Origin of the sequence: Actinacidiphila guanduensis, assembly GCF_900103985.1 — a bacterium.
GTDB classification, from domain to species: Bacteria; Actinomycetota; Actinomycetes; order Streptomycetales; family Streptomycetaceae; genus Actinacidiphila; species Actinacidiphila guanduensis.
This window is the reverse complement of record NZ_FNIE01000015.1, coordinates 66,207-79,946: the sequence shown is the minus strand read 5'-3', so window position 1 is coordinate 79,946 and position 13,740 is coordinate 66,207. Positions and strand designations below refer to the sequence as shown.

Sequence of the window (13,740 nt, the reverse complement as noted above, 5' to 3'; positions counted from 1 at the left end):
CCGCTGCAAGGCTGTGGTCCATTGCTGCCAACCTGTGACACGCCCGGTAGCCTTCGGGCGCGGATGGGTGACCGCTCCGCGCAGGGCGCCGACCGGCAGGCGGGAGCGCCGACGACCATGGGGGGCAGCGGTATGGGCACCAGGGCGACGACCGGGGTGGACAAGGCGGTCCGCCGCAATGGCGGCGAGGCGGCCTGCATAGGCCGAACGGGTGGCGTACGGGCGGGTGCGCGCCGCAGGGGCGGCGTGGCGGCGTGCGCGGCCATAGTGCTCGGGGTTCTGCTCGCAGGTTGCGACAGTACGCCGCCGGACCGGGTGACTCATACGGCTACGACGACCGCGACGGCCGCGAGCGCGTCACCGACCGGCGCCGACGTGCCCAGCGGCGGTCCCGCCCTCACCGACCTGCCCGCGCGGCTGGAGAGCGACGGCACGACGATCACCATGGGCGACCCGTCGGCCCCGCACACCCTGAGCGTGTACGAGGACCCGCGCTGCCCGATCTGCGAGCGCTTCGAGCAGGCGAACGCCGCGCAGGTCCTGGCGCTGACCAAGGCGGGCAGGATGCGTGTGCAGTACACCCTGGCGTCGTTCCTGGACCGCAATCTGGGCGGGGGCGGCTCCAAGCGGGCGGTGAACGCCCTGCGCGCGGCCCTGGACGCGGGGGGCTTCGCCCAACTGCACACGCTGGTCTACCAGTACCAGCCGCCGGAGACGACGGACGGCTTCACGACGGCCTACCTGCTGCAGCTCGCCGGGCAGGTACCGGGGCTGCGCTCGGCCACTTTCGACGCGGCGGTGCGCGGGCAGACGTACCAGGACTTCGTCGACCGCTCGGAGCAGGCGTTCACCGACTCGGGTGCCCAGGGCACCCCGACGCTCAAGATCGACGGCAAGTCGGTGCCCAACACCGACGCCATCTTCACCGCGGCGGGCTTCAAGCAGGTGCTGGCCCAGCACGGCATCTCCTAGGTGTTCGGGCGCGGCACCCGACCCCGACAGTCAGGCACCCGAGCCCGACAGTCCGGCACCCGGACACGGCAGTCAGGCCCCGAGTTCGTACCCAAGGTGCTCAATCCACCGCCGGCCCAGGGTGCCCAACTCACCGCCAGAGCGGCCCACCGACACCCCAGGTGCTCAGCCCGTCTCGTCACAAGGGCGCCCACCCTCGCGCCCAAGGTGCCCAACACGCAGCCAGGGTGCCCGACTACGACACAAAGGCGCCTGGGAGGCTTCGCCTCCCAGGCGCCACGCTCCAACCCCGAAGAGGCCCCGCCTCAGCCGGCCGCCGCCTCCGCCGGCACCTCCGCCGGCGTCTTCACCGAGTCCAGCAGCAACTGCGCGACATCCACGACCTGCAGCGACTCCTTGGCACCCGCGCCGGAGCCGCCTTCGGCCGCGGCTTTCTTGCCGTTGACCGAGTCGGTGAGCATCACCAGGCAGAACGGGCACGCGGTGGAGATGATGTCCGGGTCCAGGGACAGGGCCTCGTCCACCCGCTCGTTGTTGATGCGCTTGCCGATCCGCTCCTCCATCCACATGCGCGCGCCACCCGCGCCGCAGCAGAAGCCGCGCTCCTTGTGGCGGTGCATCTCCTCACTGCGCAACCCGGGCACCTTGGCGATGATCTCGCGCGGCGGCGTGTAGACCTTGTTGTGGCGGCCCAGGTAGCAGGGGTCGTGGTAGGTGATCAGGCCCTCGACCGGGGTGACCGGGACCAGCCGCCCCTCGTCCACCAGGTGCTGCAGCAGCTGGGTGTGGTGGATGACCTCGTACTCGCCGCCGAGCTGCGGGTACTCGTTGGCGATGGTGTTGAAGCAGTGCGGGCAGGTGGCGACGATCTTCTTCGACGCCTTGGGGCGGCGCTTGGCCGGGTCCACCTTGCCGTCGTCGTCGACCTCCTCGCCGAAGGCCATGTTCAGCATGGCGACGTTCTCCATGCCGAGCTGCTGGAAGAGGAACTCGTTGCCCAGGCGGCGGGCCGAGTCACCCGTGCAGTTCTCCTCGCCGCCCATGATCGCGAACTTCACGCCCGCGATGTGCAGCAGCTCGGCGAACGCCTTGGTCGTCTTCTTTGCCCGGTCCTCCAGGGAGCCGGCGCAGCCCACCCAGTACAGGTACTCGACCTCGGTCAGGTCCTCGATGTCCTCGCCGACGATCGGGACCTCGAAGTCGACCTCCTTGACCCAGGCCAGGCGATGCTTCTTCGGCAGCCCCCAGGGGTTGCCCTTCTTCTCCAGGTTCTTGAGCATGGTGCCCGCCTCGGAGGGGAAGGCCGACTCGATCATCACCTGGTAGCGGCGCATGTCGACGATGTGGTCGACGTGCTCGATGTCGACCGGGCACTGCTCGACGCAGGCGCCGCACGTGGTGCACGACCACAGCACGTCGGGGTCGATGACGCCGTTCTCCTCCAGGGTGCCGACCAGCGGCCGTTCGGCCTCGGCAAGGGCGGCGGCCGGCACCGCGGCCAGCTGCTCGGCGCTCGCCTTCTCCTCGCCCTCGGCGTTCTTGCCGCCGCCCGCCAGCAGGTAGGGCGCCTTGGCGTGCATGTGGTCGCGCAGGCTCATCACCAGCAGCTTCGGGGAGAGCGGCTTGCCGGTGTTCCAGGCCGGGCACTGCGACTGGCAGCGGCCGCACTCGGTGCAGGTGGAGAAGTCGAGGATGCCCTTCCAGGAGAACTGCTCCACCTGGGAGACGCCGAAGACGTCGTCCTCGCCCGGGTCCTCGAAGTCGATCGGCACGCCGCCGGAGGTCATGGGCTGCAGGGGACCCAGGGCGACGGGACCGGTGGCGTTGCGCTTGAACCAGATGTTGGGGAACGCCAGGAAGCGGTGCCAGGCGACGCTCATGGTGGTGTTCAGGCCGAGCACGATCGCCCACACCATGGTGACGCCCAGCTTGATCATCGCCGTGGCGTAGACGGTGTTCTGCAGGGTGTCCGTGCTCAGGCCGCGGAAGGCGGCCACCAGGGGGTAGGAGGCCCAGTAGGCGGCCTCGTAGTGGTCCACGCCGTGCAGGGCGCCCTCCAGGGCGCGCAGGACCAGGATCGCCAGGCCGATGACCAGCACGACGTACTCGACGAAGTACGCCTGCCAGAACGTCGAGCCGGTGAAGCGGGACTTGCGGCCGGCGCGCGAGGGCAGGTTGAGCAGCCGGATGGCGATGAGCACCAGGATGCCCAGGGTCGTCATCGCGGCGATGAACTCGATGTACACCTCGTACGGCACCCAGGTGCCGATCGCCGGGAGGATCCAGTCGGCCTGGAAGAGCTGCCCGTAGGCGTTGACGATGGTGAGGCCCAGGGTCAGGAAGCCGACCGCGACGAACCAGTGGGCGACGCCGACGACGCCCCAGCGGTTCATCCGGGTGTGGCCCAGGGTCTCGCGGACCATGGTCACGGTGCGGGCCACCGGGTTGTCGGTGCGGCTGCCCGCGGGCACCGGGGAGCCGAGCCGGACGTAGCGGTAGATCTGCGCGGCCGCCCGGCTGATCAGGGCGACGCCGACCGCCGAGAGGACCAGCGACACGATGATCGCGGCGAGTTGCATGGGGGCTCCTCGGGCCTGCACGAGCGAGATGTACTAAGCGGTAACTTATTGCGGTCCTGCTGAGATTACCCGGGATCGCGGGCCGCATACAGCAGTGTCGCCGGTGATCTGCGTCAAGGTGGGAAGCAGGGCAGGACGGGGTGGGCGGGCGGCCCGCCGGGGTGCCGGTCGGGCCCGGCTGCGGCCGTTCGTCGCCGATCCGTCGCCGATCCGCCACCCATCCGCCGCTGCCCGCAGCCGATGCGCCGCCCGCACGCCGCAAAGTTGAGTCTGCATGACTCATGTCAATTGACACCGGGTGCCGAGTGATGCACTCTTGAGTCAGTTCCACTCAAGTCAGCTGGAGGACTCACCATGGCACGTGCGGTCGGCATCGACCTGGGCACGACTAACTCCGTCGTCAGCGTTCTGGAAGGCGGCGAGCCCACCGTCATCACCAACGCAGAGGGCGCCAGGACCACGCCGTCCGTCGTCGCCTTCGCCAAGAACGGCGAGGTGCTCGTCGGCGAGGTGGCCAAGCGCCAGGCGGTCACCAACGTCGACCGGACCATCCGCTCGGTCAAGCGCCACATGGGCACCGACTGGCGGATCAACCTCGACGGCAAGGACTTCAACCCGCAGCAGATCTCGGCGTTCATCCTGCAGAAGCTGAAGCGGGACGCCGAGTCGTACCTGGGCGAGAAGGTCACCGACGCGGTGATCACCGTCCCGGCGTACTTCAACGACTCCGAGCGGCAGGCCACCAAGGAGGCCGGCGAGATCGCGGGCCTGAACGTGCTCCGCATCGTCAACGAGCCGACGGCCGCCGCCCTCGCCTACGGCCTGGACAAGGACGACCAGACCATCCTCGTCTTCGACCTCGGCGGCGGCACCTTCGACGTGTCCCTGCTGGAGATCGGCGACGGCGTGGTGGAGGTCAAGGCCACCAACGGCGACAACCACCTCGGTGGTGACGACTGGGACCAGCGCGTCGTGGACTACCTGGTCAAGCAGTTCCAGTCCGGCCACGGCGTGGACCTGTCCAAGGACAAGATGGCGCTGCAGCGGCTGCGTGAGTCCGCGGAGAAGGCGAAGATCGAGCTCTCCTCCTCCACCGAGACCACGATCAACCTGCCCTACATCACCGCCTCCTCCGAGGGCCCCCTGCACCTGGACGAGAAGCTCACCCGGGCGCAGTTCCAGCAGCTGACCGCGGACCTCCTGGAGCGCTGCAAGACCCCGTTCCACAACGTCATCAAGGACGCCGGCATCCAGCTGTCCGAGATCGACCACGTGGTCCTGGTCGGCGGCTCCACCCGTATGCCCGCCGTGGCCGACCTGGTGCGCGAGCTGACCGGTGGCAAGGAGGCCAACAAGGGCGTCAACCCCGACGAGGTCGTCGCCATCGGCGCGTCCCTGCAGGCCGGTGTCCTGAAGGGCGAGGTCAAGGACGTCCTGCTGCTCGACGTCACCCCGCTGTCCCTGGGCATCGAGACCAAGGGCGGCATCATGACCAAGCTGATCGAGCGCAACACCACGATCCCGACCAAGCGCTCGGAGATCTTCACCACCGCCGAGGACAACCAGCCGTCGGTGCAGATCCAGGTCTACCAGGGCGAGCGCGAGATCGCCGCGTACAACAAGAAGCTCGGGATGTTCGAGCTGACCGGCCTGCCGCCGGCCCCGCGCGGGATGCCCCAGATCGAGGTCACCTTCGACATCGACGCCAACGGCATCATGCACGTGGGCGCGAAGGACCTGGGCACCGGCAAGGAGCAGCGGATGACCGTCACCGGCGGCTCCTCGCTGCCCAAGGACGAGGTCGACCGGATGCGCCAGGAGGCCGAGCAGTACGCGGACGAGGACCACCGCCGCCGCGAGGCCGCCGAGACCCGCAACCAGGGCGAGCAGCTCGTCTACCAGACCGAGAAGTTCATCGCCGACAACAAGGACAAGCTTCCCGAGGACGTCAGGTCCGAGGTCGAGACCGCGGTCGCCGACCTGAAGGAGAAGCTGAAGAACGAGGCGACGGACGACGCCAACACCGCGGCGATCCGCGAGGCCACCGAGCGCGTCGCGGCCACCAGCCAGAAGCTCGGCCAGGCGCTGTACGCCAACGCGCAGTCCGAGGGCGCCGGCGCCGCCGGTGCGGGCGCGGGCGCGACCTCCGACGCCGGCCAGGCCGACGACGACGTGGTCGACGCCGAGATCGTCGACGACGAGACCGGCAAGAGGGATGGTGCCGCGTGACGGAGGAGCCGAAGGGCTTCGAGGAGCCCGACGTCCCTTCCGAAGCCGCCGACGAGCCCGGCTCGTCGGGCAAGGGTGCCGAGCCCGCCGACACGGCGGGCCCGGCGGCCCCCGGCGGGGACGACAGCACAGCACGCGAACTGACCGCCGTGCGGGCGCAGCTGGACCAGGTGCGCACCGCGCTCAACGAGCGCACCGCCGACCTGCAGCGCCTGCAGGCCGAGTACCAGAACTACCGCCGCCGTGTGGAGCGGGACCGGGCCGCCGTCAAGGAGGTCGCGGTCGCCAACCTGCTCACCGGGCTGCTCCCGGTGCTCGACGACATCGGCCGGGCCCGTGAGCACGGCGAGCTGGTGGGCGGCTTCAAGTCGGTCGCCGAGTCGCTGGAGACGGTCGCGGCCAAGCTGGGCCTGCAGCAGTTCGGCAAGGAGGGCGAGCCTTTCGACCCCCTGGTGCACGAGGCCCTGATGCACAGTTACTCGCCGGATGTCACGCAGACCACATGCGTGCAGATCCTCCAGCCGGGGTACCGCATCGGGGAGCGCAACCTCCGTCCGGCGCGGGTCGCGGTCGCCGAACCGCAGCCCGGCAGCCAGGTCAAGGAGGAGACGGAGCAGAAGGCGGACGAAGAGGAGAGCGGTGGCCCGGACGAGGGCTGACACGACCGGCCGGGCCGCGCGGCCCGGCCGGTCACGGGGGCCGGCCGTCCGGTCGGCGGAGCGGCCGGCCACGGTGCCGGCCGCGCGCCCGGTCGAGGGAGAGTTGACGGAGAGGAGGGACGTCGGGGATGAGCGTCAGTAGGGACCTGTTGGAGAAGGATCTGTACAAGGTCCTCGGCGTTCCCAAGGACGCCACCGAGGCCGAGATCAAGAAGGCGTACCGCAAGCTCGCCCGCGAGTTCCACCCGGACGCCAACAAGGGCGACGCCAAGGCCGAGGAGCGCTTCAAGGAGATCTCCGAGGCCAACGACGTGCTCTCCGACGCCAAGCGGCGCAAGGAGTACGACGAGGGACGCGCGCTGTTCGGCAACGGCGGCTTCCGCCCCGGCCCCGGCCCGGGCGGCACCGGCGGGTTCAACTTCGACCTCGGCGACCTGTTCGGCGGGGCGGGCGGCGGCACCGCGGGCACCGGCCAGGGCGGCGGCTTCGGCGGCGGTCTGGGCGACGTGTTCGGCGGGCTGTTCAACCGCGGCGGCGGCACCCGGGTGCAGCCGCGGCGCGGCCAGGACATCGAGTCCGAGGTGACGCTGAGCTTCACCGAGGCGGTCGACGGTGCCACGGTCCCGCTGCGGATGTCCTCGCAGGCGCCCTGCAAGGCGTGTTCGGGCACGGGCGACAAGAACGGCACCCCGCGGGTCTGCCCGACCTGTGTCGGCACCGGGCAGGTCTCCCGCGGCGGCGGTGGCGGCTTCTCGCTCACCGACCCGTGCGTGGACTGCAAGGGCCGCGGCCTGATCGCGGAGAACCCCTGCGAGGTCTGCCACGGCTCGGGCCGCGCCAAGAGCTCGCGCACCATGCAGGTCCGCATCCCGGCGGGCGTCACCGACGGGCAGCGCATCCGGCTGCGCGGCAAGGGCGCGCCCGGCGAGCGGGGCGGCCCGGCCGGCGACCTCTACGTCGTCGTGCACGTCGGGCGGCACCCCGTCTTCGGCCGCAAGGAGGCGAACCTGACGGTGACGGTGCCGGTGACCTTCGCGGAGGCGGCACTCGGCGGCGAGATCAAGGTGCCCACCCTGGGCGGTCCGCCGGTCACCCTGAAGCTGCCCGCGGGCACGCCCAACGGCCGCACCCTGCGTGCCCGCGGCAAGGGCGCGGTGCGCAAGGACGGTTCGCGTGGCGACCTGCTGGTCACAGTGGAGGTGGCGGTGCCCGGGCAGACCGAGGGCAAGGCGCTCGACGCCCTGGAGGCGTACCGCGAGGCGACCGCGGACTTCGACCCGCGGGCGGAGCTGTTCAAGGCCGCAAAGGGAGCGTGAGGCATGAACATCGATGGCAGCGGGCCCGGCGGCCCCCGCACCCCGCGGGGCCGCAACCCCTACCAGCTGACCGAGGAGTCGCCGGTCTACGTCATCTCGGTGGCGGCCGAGCTGTCCGGGCTGCACCCGCAGACCCTGCGGCAGTACGACCGCCTCGGGCTGGTCTCGCCCGACCGTACGGCCGGGCGCGGGCGGCGCTACTCGGCGCGGGACATCGAGCAGTTGCGCGAGGTCCAGCGCCTCTCGCAGGACGAGGGCATCAACCTGGCGGGCATCAAGCGGATCATCGAGCTGGAGAACCAGGTGGCCGCGCTCCAGGCCCGGGTCGCCGAGCTGTCGGCCGCCGTCGAGGGCGCCGCAGCGCTCGTCCAGCAGCGCGAGGCCGCCGTCCACGCCTCCTACCGCCGCGACCTGGTGCCGTACCAGGACGTCCAGCACACCAGCGCCCTGGTCGTCTGGCGCCCCAAGCGCGAGAGCCAATAAGCATCACCAAGGGGCGCGGGGCTGTCCTTTCCATTCGGTTCCGCCGCGGAGCGCGATCAGCCACGGCCGGTGTGCAGTCGGCGGCGGGACGGGAGCCCTGCGGCGGGAAGCCGCCCCGTCACACATGCCCCATCGCCCGGGTCACGGCGATCTCCAGCACCACCCGGTCGGGGTTGAACGGCGGGGTGCGCTCGTAGCGTTCGGCGTAGCGCCGTACCGCCTCGGCCACCCGCTCCGCGTCCTCGCTGACGGTCGCGATCCCTTCGAGCGTGGCCCAGCGGCGTCCTTCGAGCTGGCAGACAGCGACGGGGGCGCCGCTCGGCCCGGCCGCGCGCACATGCGCGGCCTTGCGGCTGCGGGTGTTGGTGATCACGCGGGCGAGGCCGGCCTCGGGGTCGTACGTCACGCCGACGGGGACGACGTGTGGGGTGCCGTCCGGCCGCGGGGTGGTCAGCGTGCACAGGTGGCGCTCGCGCCAGAAGGCGAGGTACGCGGGCTCGGGCGCGAACGGGTCGCGGCGGGCCGTACGGGACATGGGCGACATGGCGGAACGGTAACCCGCGGCGCGGGCGGCGGCGCCGATGCCCCGTGGAGCCGCCGCGGCTGCCCGTGCCTCAACCCTCCAGCCGTACCGGCAGGCCGGCCACGCTGTTGCCCACGAAGCCGGGCAGCGGCGGCAGTTCGGCGTCCGGGACGGCCAGGGCGAGGCGTGGGTGGGCCGCGTACAGCTCGCGCAGCGCGATGGCGGTCTCCAGGCGGGCCAGCGGGGCGCCCAGGCAGTAGTGGGCGCCGTGGCCGAAGGCGAGGTGGCGGGTGCCGGGCGGGCGGGTGATGTCGAAGCGGTCGGCGTCGGGACCGTACTCGCGCGGGTCGCGCCCGGCGGCGAGGTACCCGGCGAGCACCGCGGTGCCGCGCGGGACCGGGGTGCCGCCGACGACGAGGTCGGTCGTGGGGTAGCGGAAGGGGAAGTTGGCCACGGGGCCGTCCCAGCGCAGCACCTCCTCGACCACCGCGTCCCACGAGGATTCACCGGAAAGGACGAGGGCGAGCTGGTCGGGGTGGGTGCACAGGGCGCGCACCGCGTTGGTGATCAGGTCGAGCGTGGTCTCGTGGCCCGCGACGATCATCAGCAGCAGGGTGCCGACGAGTTCCTCGTCGCTCAGCTGCTCGGCGCCCTCGCCGAGGTCGGTGTCGCGGGCGGCGATCAGCGCGCTGGTCAGGTCCTCGCCGGGGCGGGCCCGGCGGGCGGCGGCCACCTCGGCGAGGATCGCGTGGACGCGCTCCTGCGCGGCCATCGCCTCGGCGCCGCTGCTGGCCGTGCTCACCAGCCGGCCGGTCAGGGCGTGCAGCTCGTCGCGGAACCCGTGGTCCACGCCGAGCAGTTCGCTGATCACGCCCATCGGCAGCGGATAGGCGTAGTGGGCGCGCAGGTCGACCGATCCGTCGGCGCCGGCACGGTCGGGGAGCGCGGCGAGCAGGTCGCCGGCGAGCTGCTCGATCCAGGGGCGCAGGGCGGCGATCCGGCGCGGGGTGAACGCCTTGGTGGCCAGGCCGCGCAGCCGCCGGTGGTCGTCGCCGTCGGCCGTCGTCATGCCGGTGACCAGTGCGAAGGCGTTGAGCTGCCACTGCGGCGGGACGCGGCCCTGATGGAGGGCGGCGAAGTGCCGGGGGCTCTTGGCGACCTTCGGGTCGGCCAGGAAGTCGCGCAGCTCCTGGTAGCGGCCGACGACCATGCCCGGCACGCCGTCGGGCAGGAGCACGGGGCAGGCCGCGGCCGCCTCCCGCAGCGCGGCCGCCTCCTGGTGCACGGCGGCACCGGAGGCGTCCATGGTGTGCACGGTGTTCATCGAAAGCCCCTCCCCAGGTCAACTCCCACCACCGCCAGGGGAGTTGGGTCCGCATTCTGGCACCGCCGACACGACTTCCTCAATGTTCTTCCACAATTTCTCCCCAGGCGGGGGGTCGGTGGCGCGGCGCCCCGGGCGGCCCGCCGGACGCCACCGGCGATTCGTCGTCCACACGGCGATTCGTTGTCCACAGGGCCCCCGAAAGTGCCTTGAGTGGAATAGACTCAACTTGCTTCATGTTGAGGATGGCAGGTTTACCCATCAGCATAGGGATGTACGACGAGGGAGGACAGCACGCCCGTGGACGCCGAGCTGACCAACAAGAGCCGGGAAGCGCTGAACAACGCCAACACCAGGGCCGTCGCCGAGGGCAACCCGGACCTGACGCCCGCGCATCTGCTGCTCGCGCTGTTGAGCGGCACGGACAACGAGAACGTGCTCGACCTGCTCACCGCGGCCGGCGCCGACCCCGCCGCCCTGCGCACCGAGGCCGAGCGCCTGGTCGCGGGCCTGCCCAAGGTGCAGGGCTCCACCGTCGCCCCGCCGCAGGCCAACCGTGACATGCTCGCCGTCATCGCCGACGCCTCGCAGCGCGCGAAGGACCTCGGCGACGCGTACCTGTCGACCGAGCACCTGCTGATCGGGATCGCCGTCAAGGGCGGCCCGGCCGGCGACCTGCTCACCTCGCGGGGCGCGACAGCGAAGGCGCTGCTGGCCGCCTTCGAGACCGCCAGGGGAGGGCAGCGGGTGACCAGTTCGGACCCGGAGGGCACGTACAAGGCGCTGGAGAAGTACGGCACCGACTTCACCGCAGCCGCCCGCGAGGGCAAGCTCGACCCGGTCATCGGCCGCGACCAGGAGATCCGCCGCGTGGTCCAGGTGCTCTCCCGCCGCACCAAGAACAACCCGGTACTGATCGGCGAGCCCGGCGTCGGCAAGACCGCCGTCGTGGAGGGCCTGGCCCAGCGCATCGTCAAGGGCGACGTGCCCGAGAGCCTGCGCAACAAGCGCCTGGTCTCCCTGGACCTGGGCGCCATGGTCGCCGGCGCGAAGTTCCGCGGCGAGTTCGAGGAGCGTCTGAAGGCCGTGCTCGCCGAGATCAAGGACAGCGGCGGGCAGATCATCACCTTCATCGACGAGCTGCACACCGTGGTGGGCGCGGGCGCCGGCGGCGACTCCGCCATGGACGCCGGCAACATGCTCAAGCCGATGCTCGCCCGCGGCGAACTGCGCATGGTCGGCGCCACCACCCTCGACGAGTACCGCGAGCGGATCGAGAAGGACCCCGCCCTGGAGCGCCGCTTCCAGCAGGTGCTGGTCGCCGAGCCCACCGTCGAGGACACCGTGGCCATCCTGCGCGGCCTCAAGGGCCGCTACGAGGCGCACCACAAGGTCCAGATCGCCGACTCCGCGCTGGTGGCCGCCGCCACCCTCTCCGACCGCTACATCACCTCCCGCTTCCTGCCCGACAAGGCCATCGACCTGGTGGACGAGTCGGCCTCCCGGCTGCGCATGGAGATCGACTCCTCGCCGGTCGAGATCGACGAGCTGCAGCGATCGGTCGACCGGCTGCGGATGGAGGAGATGGCGCTGCGCAACGAGACGGACCCCGGCTCCGTGCAGCGGCTGGACAAGATCCGCAAGGACCTGGCCGACCGCGAGGAGGAGCTGCGCGGCCTGACCGCCCGCTGGGAGAAGGAGAAGCAGGGCCTGAACCGGGTCGGTGAGCTCAAGGAGCGGCTGGACGACATCGACACCCGCATCGAGCGCGCCCAGCGCGACGGCGACTTCGAGACCGCGTCCAAGCTGCTCTACGCCGAGAAGCCCAAGCTGGAGGCGGAGCTGGAGGAGGCCACCCGCGAGGAGCAGGAGGCCGCCAAGGAGACCATGGTCAAGGAGGAGGTCGGCCCGGACGACGTGGCCGACGTCGTCGCCGCCTGGACCGGCATCCCCGCCGGCCGCCTGCTGGAGGGCGAGACGCAGAAGCTGCTGCGCATGGAGGAGGAGCTGGGCAAGCGCCTGATCGGCCAGACCGAGGCCGTGCGCTCCGTCTCCGACGCGGTGCGCCGCTCCCGGTCCGGCATCGCCGACCCCGACCGCCCCACCGGCTCCTTCCTCTTCCTCGGCCCCACCGGCGTCGGCAAGACCGAGCTGGCCAAGGCCCTCGCCGACTTCCTCTTCGACGACGAGCGGGCCATGGTCCGCATCGACATGAGCGAGTACGGCGAGAAGCACTCCGTCGCCCGGCTGGTCGGGGCGCCCCCCGGCTACGTCGGCTACGAGGAGGGCGGTCAGCTCACCGAGGCCGTGCGCCGCCGCCCCTACAGCGTGGTGCTGCTGGACGAGGTGGAAAAGGCCCACCCCGAGGTCTTCGACGTGCTGCTCCAGGTGCTCGACGACGGCCGGCTCACCGACGGCCAGGGCCGCACCGTCGACTTCCGCAACGCGATCCTGATCCTCACCTCCAACCTGGGCAGCCAGTTCCTGATGGACCCCTCCCTCAGCGAGCACCAGAAGCGGGAGGACGTGCTGGCCACCGTCCGCGCGTCCTTCAAGCCGGAGTTCCTGAACCGGCTGGACGACATCGTGGTCTTCTCCGCGCTCAACCGGGACGAGCTGCGCAGCATCGCCGCCCTGCAGACCGACCGCCTCGCCGAGCGGCTGCGGGACCGCAGGCTGCGCCTGGAGGTCACCGACTCCGCCCTGGACTGGCTGGCCCAGGAGGGCAACGACCCCGCGTACGGCGCCCGCCCGCTGCGCCGCCTGGTGCAGACCGCCATCGGCGACCCGCTGGCCCGCTCCATCCTGGCCGGCGAGATCCTCGACGGGCAGACCGTCCGGGTCGACCGGGCAGTCGACGGGCTGATCGTGATGGGGGAGGATGGCGGGGAAACGTCACGAAGGGAACCTTCACGGTGAGCATCGACCCGTCCTCGATTCCGAACTTCGGGGGCCAGCAGGGCCCCACGCCGAACGGCCCCACGGGCCCGGCCGTGGGTGTCCCGAACCAGGAGCTGATCAAGCAGCTGCTCGATCAGATGGAGCTCAAGTACGCGGTCGACGAGGAGGACGACCTCCTCGCGCCGTGGGAGGAGTTCCGCACGTACTTCATGTTCCGCGGAGAGGGCCCGCAGCACGTCTTCGCCGTGCGCACCTTCTACGAGCGGGCCTACTCCGTCGACGAGAAGCCGCAGCTGCTGGAGGCCGTCGACGAGTGGAACCACCTGACGCTGTGGCCGAAGGTCTACACGAACACCGATGACGAGGGCGCTGTCCGGCTGATCGGCGAGGCCCAGATGCTCATCGGCATGGGCGTGAGCATCGACCACTTCGCGGCCACCACCGTCAGCTGGATCCAGGCGTCGATCGAGTTCAACAAGTGGCTCGGCGAGCGGCTGGGCCTGGAGGAGGACGGCGAGGCGGGCGCGGACGACTGACTGAGGCCCGCGGCCCCCTGTGAGGCCCTGCCTCGCGCTTTCCCCCGGACGTCGAGCGGCCGGCCGGGCACCACGGTGTGCCCTGGCCGGCCGCTGTGCGTCCGGGGGCTCGGGCAGCGGGCGCAGGTACGGCTTCGGGCCCCACATACCCCCACGTACATGGTCCGCCCGGCGGCGTACGGCGTCGCTCCCGTGCCCGTGCGGCAGACCTCGCAGCT

At 71.3% G+C, this 13,740-nt stretch carries 10 protein-coding genes; 7 read left to right on the top strand and 3 right to left on the bottom strand.

Features of this window, described 5'->3' with window-relative positions; all coding sequences use genetic code 11:
* The first annotated feature begins 63 nt into the window (after nucleotides 1-63).
* Nucleotides 64-972: a DsbA family protein gene (locus BLR33_RS28085; protein ID WP_093787439.1), complete on the top strand. Its 909-nt coding sequence runs from the start codon at nucleotides 64-66 to the stop codon at nucleotides 970-972.
* A 305-nt stretch (nucleotides 973-1,277) separates the two neighbouring features.
* Here the strand turns inward: BLR33_RS28085 and BLR33_RS28080 are convergent, their stop codons facing one another.
* Nucleotides 1,278-3,551: a (Fe-S)-binding protein gene (locus BLR33_RS28080; RefSeq protein WP_093787438.1), complete on the bottom strand. Its 2,274-nt coding sequence runs from the start codon at nucleotides 3,549-3,551 to the stop codon at nucleotides 1,278-1,280.
* A gap of 354 nt (nucleotides 3,552-3,905) precedes the next feature.
* Between BLR33_RS28080 and dnaK the strand changes: the two genes are divergently transcribed.
* From dnaK to BLR33_RS28060, 4 genes are all read left to right on the top strand, one after another.
* Nucleotides 3,906-5,780, top strand: a complete 1,875-nt coding sequence (gene dnaK, locus BLR33_RS28075; protein WP_093787437.1) for a molecular chaperone DnaK — start codon at nucleotides 3,906-3,908, stop codon at nucleotides 5,778-5,780.
* The gene (gene grpE / locus BLR33_RS28070) at nucleotides 5,777-6,439 is read left to right on the top strand and encodes a nucleotide exchange factor GrpE (RefSeq protein ID WP_093787436.1); all 663 of its coding nucleotides are present in this window, start codon (nucleotides 5,777-5,779) and stop codon (nucleotides 6,437-6,439) included. Before dnaK ends, grpE begins: the two co-directional genes overlap by 4 nt.
* Nucleotides 6,440-6,567: 128 nt before the next feature.
* Nucleotides 6,568-7,755: a molecular chaperone DnaJ gene (gene dnaJ / locus BLR33_RS28065; RefSeq protein WP_093787435.1), complete on the top strand. Its 1,188-nt coding sequence runs from the start codon at nucleotides 6,568-6,570 to the stop codon at nucleotides 7,753-7,755.
* A 3-nt stretch (nucleotides 7,756-7,758) separates the two neighbouring features.
* A complete protein-coding gene (locus BLR33_RS28060) occupies nucleotides 7,759-8,238 on the top strand; it encodes a heat shock protein transcriptional repressor HspR (protein WP_093787434.1) in 480 nt (159 codons plus the stop codon).
* Between the two features lie 118 nt (nucleotides 8,239-8,356).
* Here BLR33_RS28060 and BLR33_RS28055 read toward each other — a convergent pair whose 3' ends face one another.
* Nucleotides 8,357-8,773 (bottom strand): pyridoxamine 5'-phosphate oxidase family protein, encoded by a 417-nt coding sequence (locus tag BLR33_RS28055; protein WP_093787433.1) that lies wholly within the window; start codon nucleotides 8,771-8,773, stop codon nucleotides 8,357-8,359.
* A gap of 79 nt (nucleotides 8,774-8,852) precedes the next feature.
* A complete protein-coding gene (locus BLR33_RS28050; protein WP_093787432.1) occupies nucleotides 8,853-10,085 on the bottom strand; it encodes a cytochrome P450 family protein in 1,233 nt (410 codons plus the stop codon).
* 300 nt (nucleotides 10,086-10,385) lie between these two features.
* On the opposite strand from BLR33_RS28050, the gene clpB reads away from it, so the two are divergent.
* Both clpB and BLR33_RS28040 read left to right on the top strand, forming a co-directional pair.
* The gene (gene clpB, locus BLR33_RS28045) at nucleotides 10,386-13,004 is read left to right on the top strand and encodes an ATP-dependent chaperone ClpB (RefSeq protein ID WP_093787431.1); all 2,619 of its coding nucleotides are present in this window, start codon (nucleotides 10,386-10,388) and stop codon (nucleotides 13,002-13,004) included.
* Complete coding sequence (locus tag BLR33_RS28040; RefSeq protein WP_093787430.1) at nucleotides 13,001-13,522, top strand: type III secretion system chaperone family protein; 522 nt, start codon at nucleotides 13,001-13,003, stop codon at nucleotides 13,520-13,522. The genes clpB and BLR33_RS28040 overlap by 4 nt, the downstream gene beginning before the upstream one ends.
* The last annotated feature ends 218 nt before the right edge of the window (nucleotides 13,523-13,740 follow it).

What these genes read in the sequence shown, in the direction of transcription:
- BLR33_RS28085 (WP_093787439.1), top strand. Translation starts at nt 64, where the DNA reads ATGGGTGACCGCTCCGCGCAGGGCGCCGACCGGCAGGCGGGAGCGCCG.
- BLR33_RS28080 (WP_093787438.1), bottom strand. Translation starts at nt 3,551, where the DNA reads ATGCAACTCGCCGCGATCATCGTGTCGCTGGTCCTCTCGGCGGTCGGC.
- dnaK (WP_093787437.1), top strand. Translation starts at nt 3,906, where the DNA reads ATGGCACGTGCGGTCGGCATCGACCTGGGCACGACTAACTCCGTCGTC.
- dnaJ (WP_093787435.1), top strand. Translation starts at nt 6,568, where the DNA reads ATGAGCGTCAGTAGGGACCTGTTGGAGAAGGATCTGTACAAGGTCCTC.
- BLR33_RS28060 (WP_093787434.1), top strand. Translation starts at nt 7,759, where the DNA reads ATGAACATCGATGGCAGCGGGCCCGGCGGCCCCCGCACCCCGCGGGGC.
- BLR33_RS28055 (WP_093787433.1), bottom strand. Translation starts at nt 8,773, where the DNA reads ATGTCCCGTACGGCCCGCCGCGACCCGTTCGCGCCCGAGCCCGCGTAC.
- BLR33_RS28050 (WP_093787432.1), bottom strand. Translation starts at nt 10,085, where the DNA reads ATGAACACCGTGCACACCATGGACGCCTCCGGTGCCGCCGTGCACCAG.